The organism is Arthrobacter sp. CAU 1506, assembly GCF_005047635.1.
Lineage (GTDB): Bacteria > Actinomycetota > Actinomycetes > Actinomycetales > Micrococcaceae > Crystallibacter.
On the sequence record NZ_SUKC01000013.1, the window covers coordinates 1 to 18,375 of the forward strand.

Annotated in this window: 18 protein-coding genes; 5 read left to right on the top strand and 13 right to left on the bottom strand. The window is 63.8% G+C overall.

Annotated elements, in window-relative coordinates:
• The first annotated feature begins 611 nt into the window (after positions 1-611).
• A complete protein-coding gene (locus E4J89_RS14300) occupies positions 612-1,508 on the top strand; it encodes a tetratricopeptide repeat protein (RefSeq protein WP_136786828.1) in 897 nt (298 codons plus the stop codon).
• A gap of 91 nt (positions 1,509-1,599) precedes the next feature.
• On the opposite strand, the gene E4J89_RS14305 is transcribed toward E4J89_RS14300, so the two are convergent.
• The 7 genes from E4J89_RS14305 to E4J89_RS14335 all read right to left on the bottom strand — a co-directional run bounded on the left by E4J89_RS14305 (position 1,600) and on the right by E4J89_RS14335 (position 7,240).
• Positions 1,600-2,403, bottom strand: a complete 804-nt coding sequence (locus E4J89_RS14305) for a cadherin-like beta sandwich domain-containing protein (RefSeq protein WP_136786829.1) — start codon at positions 2,401-2,403, stop codon at positions 1,600-1,602.
• Positions 2,404-2,618: 215 nt separating this feature from the next.
• Positions 2,619-3,086 carry a DUF6308 family protein gene (locus E4J89_RS14310; protein WP_136786830.1) on the bottom strand — a complete coding sequence of 156 codons (468 nt, stop codon included), beginning with the start codon at positions 3,084-3,086 and terminating at the stop codon, positions 2,619-2,621.
• Positions 3,087-3,315: 229 nt separating this feature from the next.
• Positions 3,316-3,822 carry a universal stress protein gene (locus E4J89_RS14315; protein ID WP_136786831.1) on the bottom strand — a complete coding sequence of 169 codons (507 nt, stop codon included), beginning with the start codon at positions 3,820-3,822 and terminating at the stop codon, positions 3,316-3,318.
• A 99-nt stretch (positions 3,823-3,921) separates the two neighbouring features.
• The gene (locus E4J89_RS14320; RefSeq protein ID WP_136786832.1) at positions 3,922-4,260 is read right to left on the bottom strand and encodes a hypothetical protein; all 339 of its coding nucleotides are present in this window, start codon (positions 4,258-4,260) and stop codon (positions 3,922-3,924) included.
• A gap of 92 nt (positions 4,261-4,352) precedes the next feature.
• Complete coding sequence (locus E4J89_RS14325; protein WP_240691904.1) at positions 4,353-5,492, bottom strand: aminopeptidase P family protein; 1,140 nt, start codon at positions 5,490-5,492, stop codon at positions 4,353-4,355.
• A gap of 198 nt (positions 5,493-5,690) precedes the next feature.
• Positions 5,691-6,563, bottom strand: a complete 873-nt coding sequence (locus tag E4J89_RS14330) for an HNH endonuclease family protein (RefSeq protein ID WP_136786833.1) — start codon at positions 6,561-6,563, stop codon at positions 5,691-5,693.
• Between the two features lie 209 nt (positions 6,564-6,772).
• Positions 6,773-7,240 (bottom strand): DUF2306 domain-containing protein, encoded by a 468-nt coding sequence (locus tag E4J89_RS14335; protein WP_136786834.1) that lies wholly within the window; start codon positions 7,238-7,240, stop codon positions 6,773-6,775.
• A 91-nt stretch (positions 7,241-7,331) separates the two neighbouring features.
• Between E4J89_RS14335 and E4J89_RS14340 the strand changes: the two genes are divergently transcribed.
• On the top strand, positions 7,332-7,952 hold the full coding sequence (locus tag E4J89_RS14340) for a hypothetical protein (protein WP_136786835.1): 621 nt from the start codon (positions 7,332-7,334) through the stop codon (positions 7,950-7,952).
• Between the two features lie 21 nt (positions 7,953-7,973).
• Here the strand turns inward: E4J89_RS14340 and E4J89_RS14345 are convergent, their stop codons facing one another.
• Entirely contained in the window at positions 7,974-8,687 is a 714-nt protein-coding gene (locus E4J89_RS14345; RefSeq protein WP_136786836.1) for a response regulator transcription factor, read from the bottom strand.
• Positions 8,684-9,949 (bottom strand): histidine kinase, encoded by a 1,266-nt coding sequence (locus E4J89_RS14350; protein ID WP_169304011.1) that lies wholly within the window; start codon positions 9,947-9,949, stop codon positions 8,684-8,686. The genes E4J89_RS14345 and E4J89_RS14350 overlap by 4 nt, the downstream gene beginning before the upstream one ends.
• A 118-nt stretch (positions 9,950-10,067) precedes the next feature.
• Here E4J89_RS14350 and E4J89_RS14355 point away from each other — a divergent pair, with 118 nt between their 5' ends.
• Both E4J89_RS14355 and E4J89_RS14360 read left to right on the top strand, forming a co-directional pair.
• Positions 10,068-10,928, top strand: coding sequence for a GAP family protein (locus E4J89_RS14355; protein WP_136786838.1), 861 nt, complete (start codon positions 10,068-10,070; stop codon positions 10,926-10,928).
• A gap of 142 nt (positions 10,929-11,070) precedes the next feature.
• Positions 11,071-11,589: a hemerythrin domain-containing protein gene (locus E4J89_RS14360; RefSeq protein WP_169304012.1), complete on the top strand. Its 519-nt coding sequence runs from the start codon at positions 11,071-11,073 to the stop codon at positions 11,587-11,589.
• A 32-nt stretch (positions 11,590-11,621) separates the two neighbouring features.
• Here the strand turns inward: E4J89_RS14360 and E4J89_RS14365 are convergent, their stop codons facing one another.
• The 4 genes from E4J89_RS14365 to E4J89_RS14380 form a co-directional block, all read right to left on the bottom strand.
• On the bottom strand, positions 11,622-12,887 hold the full coding sequence (locus E4J89_RS14365; RefSeq protein ID WP_169304013.1) for a CAP domain-containing protein: 1,266 nt from the start codon (positions 12,885-12,887) through the stop codon (positions 11,622-11,624).
• A gap of 264 nt (positions 12,888-13,151) precedes the next feature.
• Complete coding sequence (locus E4J89_RS14370; protein WP_136786841.1) at positions 13,152-13,934, bottom strand: IclR family transcriptional regulator C-terminal domain-containing protein; 783 nt, start codon at positions 13,932-13,934, stop codon at positions 13,152-13,154.
• Positions 13,935-14,000: 66 nt separating this feature from the next.
• Positions 14,001-15,857, bottom strand: a complete 1,857-nt coding sequence (locus E4J89_RS14375; protein WP_136786842.1) for a sugar phosphate isomerase/epimerase and 4-hydroxyphenylpyruvate domain-containing protein — start codon at positions 15,855-15,857, stop codon at positions 14,001-14,003.
• Positions 15,858-15,889: 32 nt separating this feature from the next.
• Positions 15,890-16,762, bottom strand: coding sequence for a shikimate dehydrogenase (locus E4J89_RS14380; RefSeq protein WP_136786843.1), 873 nt, complete (start codon positions 16,760-16,762; stop codon positions 15,890-15,892).
• Between the two features lie 261 nt (positions 16,763-17,023).
• On the opposite strand from E4J89_RS14380, the gene E4J89_RS14385 reads away from it, so the two are divergent.
• Complete coding sequence (locus tag E4J89_RS14385; RefSeq protein WP_136786844.1) at positions 17,024-18,355, top strand: MFS transporter; 1,332 nt, start codon at positions 17,024-17,026, stop codon at positions 18,353-18,355.
• The last annotated feature ends 20 nt before the right edge of the window (positions 18,356-18,375 follow it).

Sequence of the window (18,375 nt, forward strand, 5' to 3'; positions counted from 1 at the left end):
GTTGATCCACGAGTGCGATGTCGTGGTGTCCCTCTGCCCAGTCGATGCCGCAGAACACTTCCGTCATGTGGCTGTTCCTTCCCCTGTCGTCGGTAGCTGCAGAGGACCGTTGCGACTTGGGACCGTTGCGACCTAATGGAAGAGCTCGACGTCTCGACATCTGATTGGCATTCTCATCCCTGTCGGAAGCTGCCGGGGCCGGGTCTTAGCGTGAGAACTCTGAGTTCGCGTTCCTGGTCGAGACGTTGGCCGGCAGCAAGCCCCCGGAAGTCAACCTACGTTCCGTGGCGTGAGGGAGCCAGAGGAACCATCTTTTTCGACGGCTCCAGGCCACGGTAACGGGAAGTCCTCATCTGGCTCCCTCACAACCCATTAGGTAACGGGGGCAGGGGGATGTTCGGGTGGACTCCTTGGCGAAGGCTGGGAAGTGCTGACGATTGTGTAAGTAATCTTGGAACTGATGCATGTGATGTCTCGTGCGACTCATTTCGGTATAACGTAAAGATTGGTAACTTCACACCAACTCGCCTGGTGCGACGTATTGTCGCTATAAATATATGATTGGTGTGAGCTGGGTTTCCAGGCACGACACTTGACTTGGGGAGCAATAAATGAGTTGGTTCAAGCGCTTTATGGCGGGAAATGTCACCGCAACAACCGCCCCATCACAGGCATCCGCTCCATCAATGGTCCGGCAAGGAAATCATCCCAGCCCCTCTCCGAATATGGAGGACGTGGAAGGGCTTTTTCTCGCCGGCATACTGGCTGAGAGGCAGGGCGACCTCGACACGGCGGTTCGTTATTATACGAAGGCTGCACAAGCAGGGAACTCCCAGTCCATGGTGTCACTCGCGTTATGCCTCAAAGAGCGTGGACAAACTAAAGAGATGATCCGTTGGTATGAGGTTGCTGCAGGTAAAGGTAACTCCAATGCGATGTTCAATCTGGCGAATCACTTCAAAGACACGGGCGACACTAAAATGTCGATTCATTGGTACAAAGAGGCTGCTGCCGCCGGCGACAAAGACGCCCCCACGCTCGTGGCCGCAGCCTACGTCCGAACAGGTTCTATTGACGAAGCCATTCATTGGTATGAGGTGGCCAACAGCAGCGGGAACCCGCATGCAGCAGAAGCCTTGCAGTCCCTCCGCGGAGCGAAGGCAGGTGATCCATTGAGGATGGACGAGACTGCAGCTCTTTTCCATATGGCTGGAAACCGGGAACAGGCTATTCGCTGGTTTCAGCGAGCAGCGAACCTTGGAAATGTCGAGGCGATGCACGATCTGGCTGTCGTATATGAAGAGAGCGGAGAGTTGGAGTCGGCCCTCGATTGGTATACACGGGCGACAAGGGCTGGATACAACGACTCGCTCAATGCAATCCTTCGCATCAAGGGAACCCCAAGGCGACTCTTGGAATGGCTTGAAGAAGAAATAGAATGGCGCAATCCCGTAGCTCGCCGATTCCTTCGTGATCTCAACCGGGATTCCCAGGCAGCAGGGGAGTGAGCGGCACATGGAGCACATCGGCGAGCGCGACAGCCTCATAGAGTGCTGAGGGCCGAGGGAAGGTTGGTGCAGCGCCTTCTGTGATAGGCGGTCAGTGGGCCGGGAGCGGATCTCCGAATGGCTCTACGATTGCGCTCCACTCGCAGTTAGCATAGATGTCCGCAAAGAAGACCGTGCCCAAGTATGGGGACATAGTCCAGTGAGTGATCCGGTCGAACTGCTTCTGGGTGACGATGAACTCATCGGTGAAGGTGCGGAATCCCCCGGACTCTACCTCGATTTCGTCGGGGCGAATCTCGCCCGGCGCGGTGGTGTAGTCTACCCACGCCCCACCGTAACTGCCATGACTGACCGTTCTGCCATCGCTGTCGATGCCAATTACGGAAATCCGGGGCTCAAGCGGCATATAGACCGAGCCCGTGGCCCCGTTCCCGAAGGACCCGCGAATGGTCACATGATGGTGGCCCGGCTCGTCCGCCGGGGTAATGGTGACGCGCTCCAGCGTCGCTAGGACCGGTCCCGAAGGGCAGAAAACTTCCTCCTCCTGCTGCTGTGGCGTCGGCTCCGGATAGTAGTACCCGAGGTCCGGCATCGGCGACGGCTCGTACTGCGGCCATTCCGGCTGGCGTTCAGGCCGTTCGGGCGCTGCCGGCGGGGGAGCGGCGATCAGCTCCGGTGCGTGCGAGGCGGTTTCATTAGGGGTGGGAGTGCTGATAGTGATCGTGGCCGTCGCGGTGGACCTGGAGGTCGGTTTGGCCGGCGCCGTGGGTTTTTGAGTAGATGCGAGGGCTGTCATGTTGCCAGGCTCCGTCGCCCAAATCGCGAACGCGGCCAGTGAACCCATGATCATCGCAGCCAGGGCGATTAGCCCGATCTTCCCCCAACGTGTATTCATGAGCACAGCCTAGATGACGGGCACCGTGCCTTTGTGAAATTGCAGCGGGCCTGTGGCGACCCGACCGTTCACGTCCTCCGCCCAGTTGGTGGTACTGGCACACCGTTCCCGGAACCGTGGCCACCGGTTTAGCGCGGCTAGGATCGTCGGTCGGAACCAGACGCCTGGTGATTCTCTGCCTCTGCCACGCGCGCGGGAACGGAGAAGCTGGCGGCCTAGCGTGTGAGCAACAAGCCCCCAATCCAGTCACGAGCCACCGTCCGCATTCCGCCAACCTGCCTGTCCGCAGAGGCAGCGCCACGCAGGCTGGCCGGTGCGGTGATCAGCGCCCTAAGTAGCCACCCGATGATGTCGAGGGCGCGGAGGTTTGTGATCGGCGGTTTAGTGCCCCACGCCGCAATATCCGACCAAGCATCCTCGTACTGGACGAGGTCGGCCTTCACGTCCGGCAGCCACAGGAGCGCGTATTCGCGGTAGCTGCGCTTTGACGCTTTTGGCACGCGCGGCGTGGCGGCTCTGTTGCTGTAGCAGTTCCAGATGTGCGGATCATACAAGGGGATCAGATTCGGAATTTTGCGGTGGAGGTCTTTGGCACAAGTAGTCAGGCGGATGCCATTGGGCCTGTCTTCGTCCAGGAACCCGAAAAGGTTCGCAATGGCTTCGATGGTGGCGTTATTTCGCAACTCCGAGAAATCGTTTTCGCACAGGCCTTAGAGATTTTGCTCAAGTCCGCGTTTGTTCGGGCCCACGGCGCATGTCCTCGATCAGGTCCCGAGACCAATTGGCTGTCCAGCCAAACGGGTTCGGTCCGTTCTCGCGGACGAATTACATGAATGATAGGTAGCAGGACGGCGATGCGGAACGGCAGGTAGCCAGCAAACGTGTGCCGCCTTCTGAGGTTTTCGCCACTCGCTACTCAAAGGGGCGGGGATCCAGCGGGACAATCAGGACGGGCCGGTGCTGATGGTGGGCCAGATGAACGGCCACGGACCCGACAAGGACTTCCTCGAGGGCGTGCACAATTCCCGGCTCGCGTGTTCCGACCACGATCATTGAGGCGCCGATTGCCTCTGCGGCATCAGACAAGGCGTGCGCGGGGTCTCCGGCCAACGTTTGGAATGACCATGCCACGCTGCAGTCTGTCAGAGCCTCGGACACACTGGCCCGGATCTCTTCGGCGGTTCGTTCAACGTAGCTGAAGTCACCGTCGGGATCGATCGGCAGCAGAACCTGGGACCCGTCCGGCAGGGTCTCTTGATAGATGGAGACGTCTACGTGTACGCAAGCCAAATTGACTCCAAGGTCGGCGGCCAGGACCGCTGCCCGCTGCACGACGGCCGCCCGTTGCCCCGGTATGACCCCGACCAAGACGGGGCCTGTGACCGGCCGCGGGGAATCTGAACTATCGTCAACAGCCATTCCTGCCTCCGGCTTACGCACAGTTAGGGTAGTCCTGCCGCCCGACAGCGCCCCTGAGTGCTGCTCGGGGGACCGCCGGAACGTGGCTTTGCATTGACGTCAGCCGCCGGCGGCCGAACCAGTTCCCCACAGCGGGTAGCTCGCCAGCACCATCGCGATGAGCGCCAGGGAGGCGGCGACGAGTACAACTTCTGCACCGGACACCGCACGCCGAGAAAGTACCCGCCGGGCGAGCAGAACGGCATACCCTCCGCCCACGATCGCGGACCAAGCGAGAAGTACCCAGCCCATCAGCCAGCTGACCACGAACAGGTCTTCCGCGGCCTGACTGTGGAATCCTACGGCGTCGCCTACGCCGAAACAGACCGCGGCGCCGGCAGCCAGCGCGAGTGCGAACACCGGCACTGGCGCCGTCGGGTGCGCCTGACGTTGCTCCATGCGGAAAATCTATTCTCCAAGGGGAGGGAAGGCAACAAGACCTTCACGCACTCCGAGGCAACCCCAAGGCCAATCAGCCTGCCGGAGCACGGCTACTCGACGATCGCCATCTCGTGCGGAGTCTGGTTGAGCCGGCGTCCGCCATCCTCAGTGACCGTGACGATGTCCTCGATGCGGACCCCGAACCGTCCGGGGAGGTAGATGCCCGGCTCAATCGAGAAGCACATGCCGGGCTGGATGAGACGGGTTTCGCCCTCCACCATGTAGGGCGGTTCGTGGGTGGTGAGCCCGATGCCGTGGCCGGTGCGGTGGATGAAGTAGTCGCCGTAACCGGCCTCGGTAATCACGGCGCGTGCCACACGGTCGATTTCCTGGCACTCGATACCGGGCTGGACCGCATCAAAGCCTGCCTGTTGTGCCTGGCGGACAACATCATGCACTTCGCGTTCCTCCTCGGAGGGCTCGCCGACATGTACGGTCCGTGTGGTGTCAGAACCATAGCCGTGCTTGAGGCCGCCGAAGTCGAGCACCACCATGTCGCCGTTCTCAATGATCCGGTCGCCGATTTCGTGGTGGGGATTTGCTCCGTTCGGTCCCGAGCCCACCACTGTGAAGTCGACCTGCGAATGGCCGAACTGCCGCAGCAGTGCGGCCAGGTCCGCAGCCACATCGGTCTCGCTGCGGCCGGCGAATCTGACTTTGAGGATCTCCCCGTACGTCTGGTCCGCGGCCGCGCCGGCGGCGGCCAGCCGCTCAACCTCGTCGGAGTCCTTGATAGCACGCAACATGGGGAGCGCTGTCGTCATGGCGACGTACGACGAAGTCGCCAGCTGGTCCTGCAAGCCGAGCAGGTGCATGGCCCAGGCCGAGTCCGAGACCGCGTAGCGCCCGGTAGCGTCCAAGAGCTTCGCCGTCGCCTCGTAGGGATCGCTTCCGTCAGTCCAGTCGACCAGTTGGAAGGTGGAGGCGCCTGGTGCGTTCTCCGCATCGGGCCGTTCCAGTTTCGGGACGATCATGGCAGGCTCGCCGTCCGAGGGGATGACCAACATGGTGATGCGCTCGGTGATCGCGACGGGAGCGTAGCCGGTCAGGTAGAGCAGATCTGGGCCCGGCGTCAGCAGGAGGCCCGCGAGCCCGGCGTCGAGTGCGGCCCGGGCGGCTCGCTGCTGCCGCAGGGCGAAGTCATCGGCGGTGAACGGGGCTGGTTCAGTAGTGCGGCTCTGCTCCGGCACGGCTGCCTCCATCAACGAATCGGCGAGGACAGGTTCATTAAGCGCCGCCGGGAGTCGGCCTGGCAAGGGACGGCACATAAGACCACCCGTGGCGGGAGGGGGTGGAGGTCTAACTCCCACGAAACGAGGAAGTCCCTCCGGCCTGAACCGAAGGGACTTCCTGACGTCATGTCAGCGGAGGCAAGCCTTGGCGTGAGCTTAGACCCGCCAGCGCAGGCGGCTGTCGGTGGACGAAGCCTTGCAGATGTAGGTCTTGCCTTTGGCGCTGATGCCCTTGTGCCCCTTGAGCGCTGCTTTGCAGAAGGCTCCGGGGGTTACGCCCTTGACGGTCTTGACCGCAGTGGTGCTCTTGGCCGGACTCTTGGGCGTCGAGACCTTGCCGGCGGGCTTGATAGCGGTGACCTTCACGGCCTTTTGTCCGGGGCACGTGGCGAGGACCCGCTTCATGGCAGCTTTTTCGGCTGAGGTAACGGACAGGGCGTACTTCTTCTTCACCGCGATCTGGGTGGCTACGTAGGTGCACCTGAAGGCCTTGTTTTTGGGCAACCAGGCGCTGGCCTCCCGGTCGCCTTTTGCCCGGTTGGCGGAGGCGTCCACGGCACGCAGGTTCAGCGGGTCGTTGGCAAACGCGGTGCGCTGGGCGGTGGAAAGCTTCTGGGCACCTGACACCCATGCTTGTCCGAGGGCGACAACGTGGTCGATGTCCACCTTGTTCCCGCCGCGGACGTGCTTGATGGTCTTGCCCGTGTAGGGATCTTTCAGGGTCCCGGAAACGATGACGCAATTTCGTGTGCCGGGCTTGAAACGGTCCTTGGTCAAGTCCCGCTTGAGAATGTCGTTGCGAGCGTCGCAGCCGTTGCGGTCCGGGTCCTTCCAGCCGTTACCGAACTTGGCCCGCGAGTAGCCGGTCTTGGCGGCCTTGCCCTTGACCGGGAGGGTATTCAGTACCGAGGAAGCGCTGACGCTGGGCTTCGGGCTCGCCGCTTCTACCGGAGGTGCGGCGGAGAAGCCCCCGAACAAGAGGGCCCCGGCTGTCGCGATGGCGGCCAGCGGCCGACCCCATCGGCTCATTGACGTTTTCATATTTCCCCCAAGGTGTCGGGGCGGGACCCCGGACTGATTTCAATGTGTGTTTGTCGGGTTGCTCCTCCATGGACTTTCGCCGCTTTAGGAACATTCCGTGATCGGGCCAAGAAACAGAGCAATCATTCCCCGTTGCATTTAGCTATCGGCGGCTGACCCGATCAGGTTAGGTGTGTGCGGATTGTTCGACCGGTCTTTTATTTCCGCCGAAAGGCGTGAAAACCCAGGACGGTGAAAAAGGCCGCAAGGACGATCGCGCCTGTCCACAGCGAGAGACCGGCCAGATCATGGATTGCCATGTGAGGAATCCGGCGCTCCGGGACCACGACGACGCCGATGAAAGCTCCCAGCACGCCGAAATAGCTGCCCTTCATGAAGGAACGGTGCGCCTGGATCCTTCTCGTTCGTGCGGCCCATAGACCGACAGACACAGTGAAGAAGGTAAACACCGCCAAGCCATGCAGCCAGGTGAATCCGCCGTTCAATGTTTGAATGCCGAACGATGTCAGCGACACCACGTACATGGCGAGCACCCACACGCGGCCGATAGCGCGGTGGGCGGCGCCGCCCTTGCTGCGGCGTATCAACTGATAGGCCCCGAACAAGATGGAAAAGGCCGCTGCTATGGCGTGGATAGCGATAAGGAGGGTCCATTGAGGAGGCATAAAAAGAATCCTAAAGGGTGGACGCTGTAACAATGATGAATATTTCGGCATTTTCCTTGTCTTTTATCCCTCAGGACTCTTGACTATTTCCGTGACTCAACAATCAACCCGTGAATGGACCGTGAACGAAGCGCGGACCACGGCCTCCGCTACAGCAGCCCAAGGCGCGGCTTGGCTCATCGCTTTCGGCATCACGCTGTCCATCGCTGCCGTCCTGTCCTTCCTGTTGCCGCTCGAGGTTGCCGTTCTGGTGGCGGTATTCCAGGGCGGCGTCGCTTTGCCGCTTGCTTTCGCCCTCGAACGCGGGCTGGGTACCGCGCCCATGGCCCAGGATCATCCGCTGCGCTCGCTGTCGGTCCAATTGGCCATGGTGCAGATCGTCGCGCTGCCAGCGGTGATCATGATGTACACGCAGAATCCGGCGCTGGTGCCGGCCGTTTTTGCGGCGATCGGCGGCGCGCATTTCCTGCCCTACGTTTGGCTGCACCAGACGAAGATTTACCTCTATCTGGCGCTCGGCGTGTCTTTGGGCAGCTGGGCCATCACGTTGGCCGGGGGCGAGGGAGCCTACCGCTGGGTGATGGTTTGGTGGCCGGTCTGCTACATCGTTGCCGCTGCGCTGCTCTGGCGCCGGCACCGGCAACTTGTACCCCGCAGGCACCGTGGCGGCCGTGTAACGAGCGTGACGTCTGTCAGACGCAGGCACGTTTAATTCCCCGACGGTCGTTGCGCGTCACGGACCATTGTGCAGGCGGGCTTCGGAACCTTGTGTTCCGAGGCCCGCTTCACGCGCGACGACGGCTGCCTGCATGCGGGAGGAGCAGCCGAGCTTGTGGAGGATTCGAGACACATGGGTCTTGGTGGTGGTCTCGGAGATGAAGAGTTCGGCCGATATTTCCTGATTGGACAGTCCTCGGCCCAAGGCAGTCAGCACGTCCCGCTCGCGGTCGGTGAGTATCGCGAGGCGCGCATCGGCTTCCCGATCAGGCCTGGTTCCAACAGCGGACGACGGCGAGGGCGGACCTGCTGCGAAGGCGTCCAGCAGGCGCCGGGTCACTTCCGGTGCCACCACGCCGTCGCCAGCGGCCACACGGCGAACGGCATCGAGCAAGGCAGGCGGCTCGACGGACTTGAGCAGGAACCCGGCAGCGCCTGCACGGACAGCCTCGAAGACGTACTCGTCCAGATCGAAGGTCGTCAGCACCAGCACGGAAGCCAGTTTCTCTCCGGCGATGACGCGTGTGGCCTCGATGCCGTCCATCCCCGGCATCCGCACATCCATCAGCACCAGATCCGGCTTCAGTTGCCGGGCCATCTTGATGGCCTGAGCACCGTCGCCGGCTTCACCGACAACCTCCACTTGTTGGTCCATCTCCAGGATCAGGCGCAGCCCGGCGCGGATGGCGGAATGGTCATCGGCAAGAAGAACGCGCACCGACGGGGTCATGCATCTACCTTCTCATTGACTGAATTCGAGGTTTTTGACGGGATTCGGGCCGTCACCTGCCACCCGCCGTCATCGGTCGAGCCGGCCACCAGGGTGCCGTCCAAGGCACGTGCACGTTCAGCCATGATGTCCAGCCCCACACCCGTACCGAACGGGGCAGCCAAGTGGGCGCCCAAGGCGTGATGGTTGCGGCGGGTGCCGGGTGTGTTCTCCAGTTCCAGTTCGATCCATTCCGGCTCTGTGCGGAAGCGTATGCGTGCCCGGGATCCTGGCGCATGTTTGGCGGCGTTGGCCAGCCCTTCCTGCAGGATCCGGTACAGGGCCTGGTCCACAGCGGTTGGTAGTGGGGCGGGCGCGTTGCCTTCCAGCGTTACCTCCAGTCCGACGGCGCGGGCCTGGTCCAGCAGGTTGTCGGCACCGGCGAGGGAAGGACTCGGCCGCTCGGCGATTGAGTCGGAGCGGAGCACGGTGATCATGGAGCGCATGTCCTCCAGTGCCTCGGTGCTGGCGGTCCGCACTGACTCCAATGCTGCCCGGTCCCGCTCCGCGGCACGCGGGTCGCCGGGCGACACAGCCAGGGCTGCCGCCGAATGAATGGCGATGGCCGAAAGCCGGGAGGCAACAGCATCGTGAAGGTCACCGGCCATCCGGGAGCGCTCGGTCTGGATGGCTTCCTGCCGGTTAAGGTCGGAAATGCGCAGCCGGTCCGCTGCATGTTCCCGCTCCAGCTTCAGTCGTTGTTCGGCGACGGCGGCAATCTCTTCACGCTGGCGAACGTTGGTGGCCCACCAGAGTGGAGTGCCCAATAGTGCCCCGACCTGGAGGGCGCTGCGCACGCCGTCGATCAGGTTGCCGCCGGAGCCGTCCTTGAGCCCCACCAGCAGGACCAGTGCGCCGCTCAGCCCGAAGACCAGGCGGCGGAGCCGCTGGCCTCCGTACTTGGTCGAGTTGTAGAGCAGATCGATCAGCACCAGGACAGCGCACACCGAGCCGCCCAATGCGGCATCCCAGCCGACCGCCGCCAAACCGATCGCCAGGCCCAGAAAAGAGTGGCGTCGCCGGAACAGCGAGTTCAGGCTGCCCAACGCCAGCGGCAGTAGATGAGACCACCAAGGTGTCGCCCCGTCCGGCTGCGGACCGGCTTCGGTGATAGCCAGAACTACGGTACCGACGAGAAACAGCGAGGCAGCATTGATGCGGTCCCAGGCAGCTGGCCGGGCCTGCAACCACGCGCGCGCGGTACCCCCGCCGGTTTTTTCCATGGTCCCAGTCCAACACATCCCCGCTGCGACCGGCATCAGTCGAAGGATGTACGCGCTGGCTGGGAGATCGGCCAAAGGCCGGACGCGCCCGTGGCTATGCCGGCGGCAGGCTGGAATCATGACTACAGAACTGTTCGATCTGTCCTGGCTTGGCGGGGCGCTACCGGGGCCTGCTCTCTACGGTGCGCTGGCCCTGCTGGCGCTGGTTGACGCCACCAGCTTTGGGACCTTGCTGATTCCCATCTGGCTGATGCTTGCACCCAGCAGGCCCAGGGGCACGCGGATTCTGGTGTATCTGGGCACTATTGCCGGCTTCTACTTTGTGGTGGGGCTGCTGCTGGCGGCTGGCGCCACTTCTTTCATGCAGCCGCTGGGGGATTTCCTCGAGACGCCGGCAGCGCACTGGCTCAAGCTGCTGGTCGGAGCGGCCATGCTGGCGGTGGCCCTGACCATGAACACCCGCAAGGAGCCTGGCTCCGGGGCGCTGTACCGCTGGCGGGAGCGGGTGCTGGCAGCACAATCCTCCGGCTTGCGCACTGGACCTGAGACGAGGGCAGCGTCCGTCACCGGATCCGAAGCTGAGGTGGGCCGCGTGGCGGACGGGAGCACCGCCGTCGTCCGCCGGCGCGGGCCGATGGCCGCGCTGATGATGCTGGCACTCGCCGCCGCGGTCATCGAGGTTGCCTCCATGGTGCCCTATCTCGCCGGCATCGGCCTGATCACGACGTCGGGACCTGGTTGGCCACTGAACGCGGCGGTTTTGGCTGGTTACTGCCTGGTGATGGTGGTGCCCGCGTTGGTGCTGCTGGCTGGCCGGCTGGTGGCGGCACCGCTGGTGGATCCGCTACTGAAGCGGCTGAATGACTGGTTGGGCCGGACCGCTGCAGAGACCACTGCCTGGATTGTTGGCATCGTCGGTTTCCTGCTGGCACGCGACGGCATCACCCGGCTGGGGCTGTTCGGCTCGTTCCTCAGTTAGCCCGGCCGGATGCCCAGGGAGAATGCGCCGACGGGTCCGGCCACCGAATCGATACGCCCCTCGACAGTCTGCTGGTCGACGTCGACAATGGACGAACCCGGCCTGTCGAGCGGCGGGCACCCCTCAACGGGAGGAGCACGTGGTGACCGAGACCAATGTTGAGGCAGAGAACGCGGCCGTCGCTGCGATGGTGCGCCACCACACCGAGTTGGTGGCGCGTGTGCAGGCGACGACGGCGGAGCTCACCCGAGCTGTCGACATCGGCGACGACGATACGGCGTACAACGCGCAGGGCATCCTGCTGGAGTGGGGCGAGCGGGAAATGCTGCCGCACGCTGAGGCGGAAGAGACCCAGCTGTACCGTCCGGCCGGGGCGAGGGAGGAAGCGCGGCTGCTGGTAGAGGTGTTGCTCGCCGATCACCAGGACCTGGCCACGCTGTTGGACGAGCTTCGCGGCGCCGCAGGCATCGAGGCTGCCGCCGTCGCGTCAACGTTGTCGCGCCTGTTCGCCCTGCATATCGAGAAGGAGAACCGCGTGCTGCTGCCTTTTATCGCCCGGACTCCGGATTTGTCTTTATCCGCTGCGGTGGAAGGGCTGGTGGAACTCGTCGGCGACACCCCTGTGCACGCGCCGGATGAGGGCCGGCACGCCCACGGCTGACCGAGGTGCGCGGCGGCCCATCCGGGCGCCAGTCAACTGCCGATGGTCAGAGTCTCCCAGCCGCCGACGCCAATGACTGCACGCTTGCCGAGCTTGTTGACCAGAATCGGGTAGTGGTACAGGTTGCCGCGCGTATCCCGGGCCAGCAGTCCCGGTTTTCCGTTGCCCAGGTGGTTGTGGATCATCGACAGGTGGTTCATGGCGTTCCAGCCTGAGGGCGCGATGATCTTCCGGGACTCGGAGACGAACTTGCCGGCGCCGTTGGACCGGTACAGCTTGAGTTGCCCCTTGGTGGTTTTGGCGACCACGTCCATCTTCGCGTCGCCGTCGATGTCTGCGCTGAAAATCGACAAGGACTTCCAGCCAGTCCCCAGGCTGGTGCGGCTGCCGTGCTTGAGTCCGGCCGGGTTCGCGTAGTGGTAGAGCCTGCCGGTCACCGTGTTGCGTGCCAGCAGCGTCGGATAAGTGTCCGCCTGTTTCCACTGCGTGACCGTGACATCGTAGTTGCCCCAGCCGGAGGAGCCGACGGTGGCCGCTTTCTCCAGGCCGCCGGCGGGTTTGCCGTAGTGCACGGTCAGTTTGCCGGACTTCCAGCGGGCCAGCACGTCCAGCACGCCGTCGGCGTTCCAATCCGCTAGCTCCACCTGGACCGCTCCCTTAAAGCCGGTGGCGACGGTGCGGCGCTTGTACAGGTCATAGCCCTTGGCGGAGTCGTAAACGTAGAGTTGGCCCTTTGCATCGACGGCCGCGATGTCCCCGTGCTGGAAGCTGGCACGCACCATGCCCGGGTGCGGCGGCAGTTTGGCCCTGGTGGATGCGTAGCCGGCGATATTGGCCACCGCGACCGTCATTCCATACCAGTCTTTGTGCGTGGTCTTCGTGTAACCGATACCGATGTCCGTCGCGTTGGGGCTGAGTAGGCCGGCGCGGTGGGCGGGGGAGTCCATCCACCAGTCCACAACGTGCCGGGCGGAGTGGTTGATGGCGATGTTCTCGGTGTACCAATCGAACCCGCTGGGGATTTCCTTGCTGCCGTAACCGGACCGGTGGATCTTTTCCAGATCCAGCTTGTTCTTGTTGATCCGGGTATTCAGTTCTTCGGACCACTGCTGGGCGACATTGCCCGCATTCTGGTTCCAGACCACGGGCGACAACCCGTTCTGCGCGCGGTACAGGTTGGTCAACCGGAGCACTTCGGCAACAAACGGATCCTTGGCGGTGGGGGTTGCCGCCGAGGCTGGCGAAAGCCCGGCAAAGGCCAGCGCAAACAACAGGGCTATCGCGATAAATGGTTTCACAAAAGTGCGCACACCTCAGGGTAAACCGTTCACCTTTCGGTCCGGCACCCCTTAGCCGGCTTGGGGAGGCGGAATGGTGAAAGTTAGGTGTGGGGCAGGGAGCCGGGAAGGTGCAAGTTAGGCCTGAAGCGCTAAGGAGGGAAGGGGACAGTCAGGCCTGAGGCAGCGAGGCGGGAAGCGGACACTAAGGCCTGAGGCAGCGACAAGGCCTGAGGCAGCGACGCGGAAACGAGCTGCCGAGGCGCGGAGGCGCGCTGCCGGGGCTCAGGCCCGGCGGCCGCCGAAGTCGTCGGCGATCCTTTCGGCGGCTTCCTGCAGGCGGGGCAGGACCGATTGCGTGATCGTGTCCTCCGGGCCGCGGTGCGTCTGCAGCGAGACATTGAGGGCGGCTATCAGGTCGGTGCCGCGCCGGACCGGAACGGCGAGCCCGCGCAGTCCGTCGTCCAGTTCCCGCGAGACCAAGGACCAGCCGCGTTCTGCGGTGCGCTCGATCTCGGCGCGCAGTGCGTCGATGCTGCTGACCGTGTGTTCGGTGAACTGGGTGATTTCGATGCGGTCGAAGAAGGCTTCGCGGCTCGCTTTCGGGAGTCCCGCCACCAGCACGCGGCCCATGGACGTGGCCCACGCCGGAAAGCGGGTGCCGACGTTGACCGAGACGCGGAGCATCCGCGGTGCCAGCACGCGCGAAATATAGACCACATCGGTGCCGTCCAAGATGCACAAAGACGTGGTCTCGTCGAGGTCCACCGCCAGTTGCTTCAGATGCGGTTCCGCAATCTGGGGAAGCGTCAGACTGGACAGGAAGGAGGCCCCAATGTCCAGGGCGCGTGGTGTCAGCTCGAACGTGCTGCCGTCTGACCGTAGGTAGCCCAGATCGGTGAGCGTGAGCAGGAACCGCCGGGCTGCGGCGCGGCTCAAGTCCGCCTTGGCTGCGGCGCGCGTAATGGTCAGGCGCGGTTCGTCGGAGCTGAATGCCAGCAGCACGCCCAGGGTCTTTTCGGCGGACTTGACCCAGTAGGCCGGCGCCGCGTCTTCCTGCAACTCCACGACCGTTCCTTTCCCTTCAACTGCGTAGACGGCATTGTCCACGGCGGGCGGGCAATGCGGGTGATGTTAGCCGTTCTTGCTCAGACGATACTGGGCGGAGAGGCGAACCGGAGCATTCGGTGCACCGTAGCCGTCATATCCGTGGCGGCGTTCGACGACCTCGAAGAAGACGCTGCCGACGGTTGCCGTGTAGAAATGGACGAACTCGCCTGCTTCATCCCGGTCGTAAAGCAGGTTCAGTTCCTGCAGCGCGGCCAAGTACTCCGGTTCCAAGCGGAAGCGCGCCTGCAGGTCGGCGTAGTAGTTCGCCGGAATCTTCAGGAACTCCAGCCCGCCGGCCACGGCATTACGGGCCAGCGTCATCACGTCCGAGCAGGCGAAGGCGATGTGCTGCGGGTAGGCGGACGCCGCCGAGGGGCCCGGCCGCTCCATCACCAGCGGCGCGATGTTCAGGGCCAGGCGGACCTGGCCGTCGCCGGTGCGCATGACCTGGCTGCGCACCAGGCCGACGGGGCTGGGCACCTCGGTAGAGGGGCGCGGAGCTAGCGAGAGGGTGCTCTCGTAGAACAGCACGCTCTCGTCGAAGTGCTGCCATGGCTGCGCCAGGTTGACGTGGTCGATGCGCGTGATCAGCTCCTCGCCCGGACCTGCGGCGTCGTCGCTGACGAATTCCTCCGTCCAGGCGGAAGTGCCGTCCTCGGTTGCCTCACACAGGAAAACCTCGGTGGAGTCCGGCGCCTTGACCGCCTGCAGGACTGCTTCATTGGCTTGGCTCTGCCGCGGAACTGCCTCCGCCTTGAGCTGGAGCGCCCGGGAAGCGGCAATCAGCGGATCTTCGACGTCGAAGGCCAGCGCGGCAATGGTCGGTTCCAATCCGCGGGCCTGTTGTTCGTTGACGATGATCCGGGCCCGGCCCTGGGTCCATAGCTGCACCGGCTTGGTGCGGTGCCGGCCGCGGTAGGCGAAACCCAGTTGCCGCAGCAGCTGCTGGACCTGTTCGGTGTCCTCCGCTTTAACTTCGGCGAAATTGAAGCCCGTCGGTTCGGCGACCCGGGGCAGTGTCGCCAGCTCCATCGCAAATTGGGCGTCCGGCCCGTCGGTCTCCTGCAGATGGACTGAGGTCTGCTCTTCCAGCCAAATCAATGACCGCATGGCATCGACGGCGGTGCGTTCCTCGTCGGCCTGCCGGAACACGTCGTTGAAAATCTCCAGCGAGACCGGCCCGTTGTAGCCGCTGCGGACCAGATGGCCCATGAACTTGTCGAGTTCCCACGCGCCCTCGCCCGGGAAGACCCGGTAGTGCCGGCTCCAGGACAGGATGTCCATGCTGAGCTCGGGTGCGTCGGCCAGCTGGACGAAGAAGATCTTCTCCGCCGGGATTTTCTCGATCGCGGCCGGGTCCCAGCCGCGGGACAGGATGTGGAAGCTGTCCAGGCAGGTGCCGATGTTCGGGTGAGCGGCCAACTCGACAATGCGCATGGCATGTTCGAAGTCGTTGACGAATCTTCCCCACGCCAGGGCTTCGTAGGCGATCCGGATCCCGTAGCCCGCGGCCAGGTCGCCGAGCCGGCGGAGCTGGGCGGCGGCCAGATCGTCGTCGTCATGAATGGCCGTGGCCACGTTGCTGCACAACAGCATCAGGTCCATGCCCAGCTCGTTCATCAGGCGGAACTTTGCCTCGGCGCGGTACAGGTTGCCGGCCAGCAGCTCCTCGGTGACGCCTTCGAAGTCCCGGAACGGCTGGTAGAGGTCCAGGGTGAGTCCCAGCTCCGCCGCCAGGGAACGGATTTCGCCCGGGCTGCAGGGGGAGACCAACAGGTCCTGTTCGAAGATCTCGATGCCGTCGAAGCCCGCGGTGGCGCAGGCGTGCATCTTTTCTTCCAGCGTTCCGCTGAGGCAGACGGTGGCGATGGAGGTACGCAAGGGGATGACCTTTCCTGCAGCTGGGGCAGCCGTTACCGGCCTTGGGCAAGGAGTTCGAGGAAGTGTGCGCGCATCCGCGCCGGATCCGGTTCCAGTCCGGTGATGTAGCGGAAGGCGTCGACCGCCTGGCCGACGGCCATGTGGCCGCCGTCAAGCACGCGGCAGCCCCTGGCCTTGGCGGCGGCGATCAGCTCGGTTTCGACCGGACGGTAGATCACATCCGACACCCAGTGCCGGGGCTGGAGCAGGGCGGGATCCAGCGGAAGGCCAGGGTGGCTGTGCATGCCGACCGGTGTGGCGTTGAGGATCCCGTCGGCGGCCTCGAGCACATCCGGCAACTGGTCCATGGACGCCACCGCAACTTCCTGTTCGGGGAAGAGCGCGGCCAAGGCGTCCCTGCGTTCGGCGGCCCGTTGGGGGTCAAGATCCAGCAGCGTCAGCCGCCGGAGCCCCTTCTTCAGCAGCGCGTAGGCGACGGCTGACCCGGCACCGCCGGTGCCCAGCTGGACCACCGCACCGAGCTCGGCGTCGGGCAGGCCCTGTTCCATTCCCCTGCTGAAACCGGAGAAGTCGGTGTTGTGGCCAATGAACTTTCCGTCCCGGATCACCACGGTGTTGACGGCACCCAGCCGGCGGGCGTCGTCGGAAACGTCGTCCAGGTGCTCCAGCACCAGCTGCTTGCACGGGTGGGTGACGTTGAACGCGTTGTACCCCAGATCGCGGCCCTGGTGCAGCAGTTGGCCTACCTGGTCGCCCGGGCGGTTGATGACGGAAAGGTCGATCGGCCGGTAGAGGTAGCGGATCCCGTGGTGGTCGGCCTCGCGTTCGTGCATCGGGGGAGTGAGGGAGGCCGTAATGCCTTCACCGATCAGGCCGACCAGATAGGACTCCGCAACCGTGCTCATGATGAAACCCTTCGTTCGATTACTGCACAATTGTACGCATATCGCACAGCGTGGCAAGGGGTCGCCGTCGCCGCATTTGCCCCCTGAGGCCCCATTGTCGATTGGATCCGCAAAGCCCCGCGGGCATTCCAGTGGCCGGGCATCTTGTGCTTCTGCTGTGAGGTGCGCTACGTTGTACTGCGTTCGATAAGTGCACAGCAGTGCGCATAACGCACAACATTGTGGGCGGGGTTGCTCACAGCAGTTGTATAAGGAGCAACAATGACCACCGTCCACCAAGAGGATGCGGCCTTCGCCCATCACGGCAAGACGCCAAAGCGGGCGGCCTTGGCCAGTTTCATGGGCAGCGCCGTCGAGTACTACGACTTCTTCATCTTCGGTTCCGCCGCCGCGCTGATCTTCCCGCACGTCTTCTTCCCGGATGAGAGTGCCCAGGCCGGGATCATGTCGCTGGCGACCTTCGGCTTCGCGTACATCGCCCGCCCCGTGGGCGCGGTCTTCGTCGGCCACTTCGGCGACCGCATCGGCCGCCAGAAGGTGCTGATGTTTACGTTGATCCTGATGGGGGCCGCGACCTTCATCATCGGCTGTATCCCCGACTTCGACACCATCGGCTGGTGGGCTCCGGCAATCCTGGTCTTCTGCCGCCTGATGCAGGGCCTGTCTGCCGCGGGCGAGCAGGCTGGCGCCAGTTCGCTCACGCTGGAGCATGCGCCGGACAACCGCCGTTCCTTCTTCACGTCCTGGACGCTGACCGGTACCCAGGGCGGCCAGATCCTTGCCGCGCTGGTCTTCATCCCCGTCGTCGCACTGCCGGACGAGATCAAGTACGGCATCGGCTGGCGGATTCCGTTCTGGCTCTCCGCCGTCGTCGTGATCGTCACCTATTTCATCCGCCGCTCGCTGCATGAGACCCCCACCTTCGAAGCCGCCAAGGCGAACAACGAACTGGCCAAGCTGCCGGTGGGCGTCTTGCTCCGCAACCACTGGCGCGACGTGCTCCGGGTGATCTGCTGCGCGTTCATCGCCGCGGTCTCCACGGTCTACGGCACCCTGGCGATCAAGTACGGCGCCGAAGTCGGCAGTGTCGACGAAGGCATCACCCTGTGGCTGGTGGTCGCCGGCAACATCGGCGCCCTCTTTACCCAGCCGCTCTTCGGCAAGCTTGCCGACCGGATCGGCCGCAAGCCGGTGTTCATCTACGGCGCGCTGGGCAGTGCCGCGATCATGCCCTTCTACTTGCTCTCGATGGAATCGGGCAACACTCTGCTGCAGTTCACCCTGTCCATCCTGGTTTTCTCCTGCGCCTACGCCGCGGCTAATGCCGTCTGGCCGTCCTTCTACGCGGAGATGTTCAGCGCCAGGGTCCGGTTCTCCGGCTTGGCCATCGGTACCCAGATCGGCTTCCTGATGGCGGGCTTCGCGCCGTCGATCGTGGCCGCCATCGGCGGCATCCAGGAGGGCGGCTGGGTGGCCACCAGCATCTTCACCGCGGTGATCGCACTCATCGCCTCGGTCTCGGCGCTGACCGCCCGCGAGACCTACAAGGTGCCCACCGAGGAGCTTGGCCTGCGCCGCACGGCCAAGGTCTGATCCGCAACACTCACCTGAGA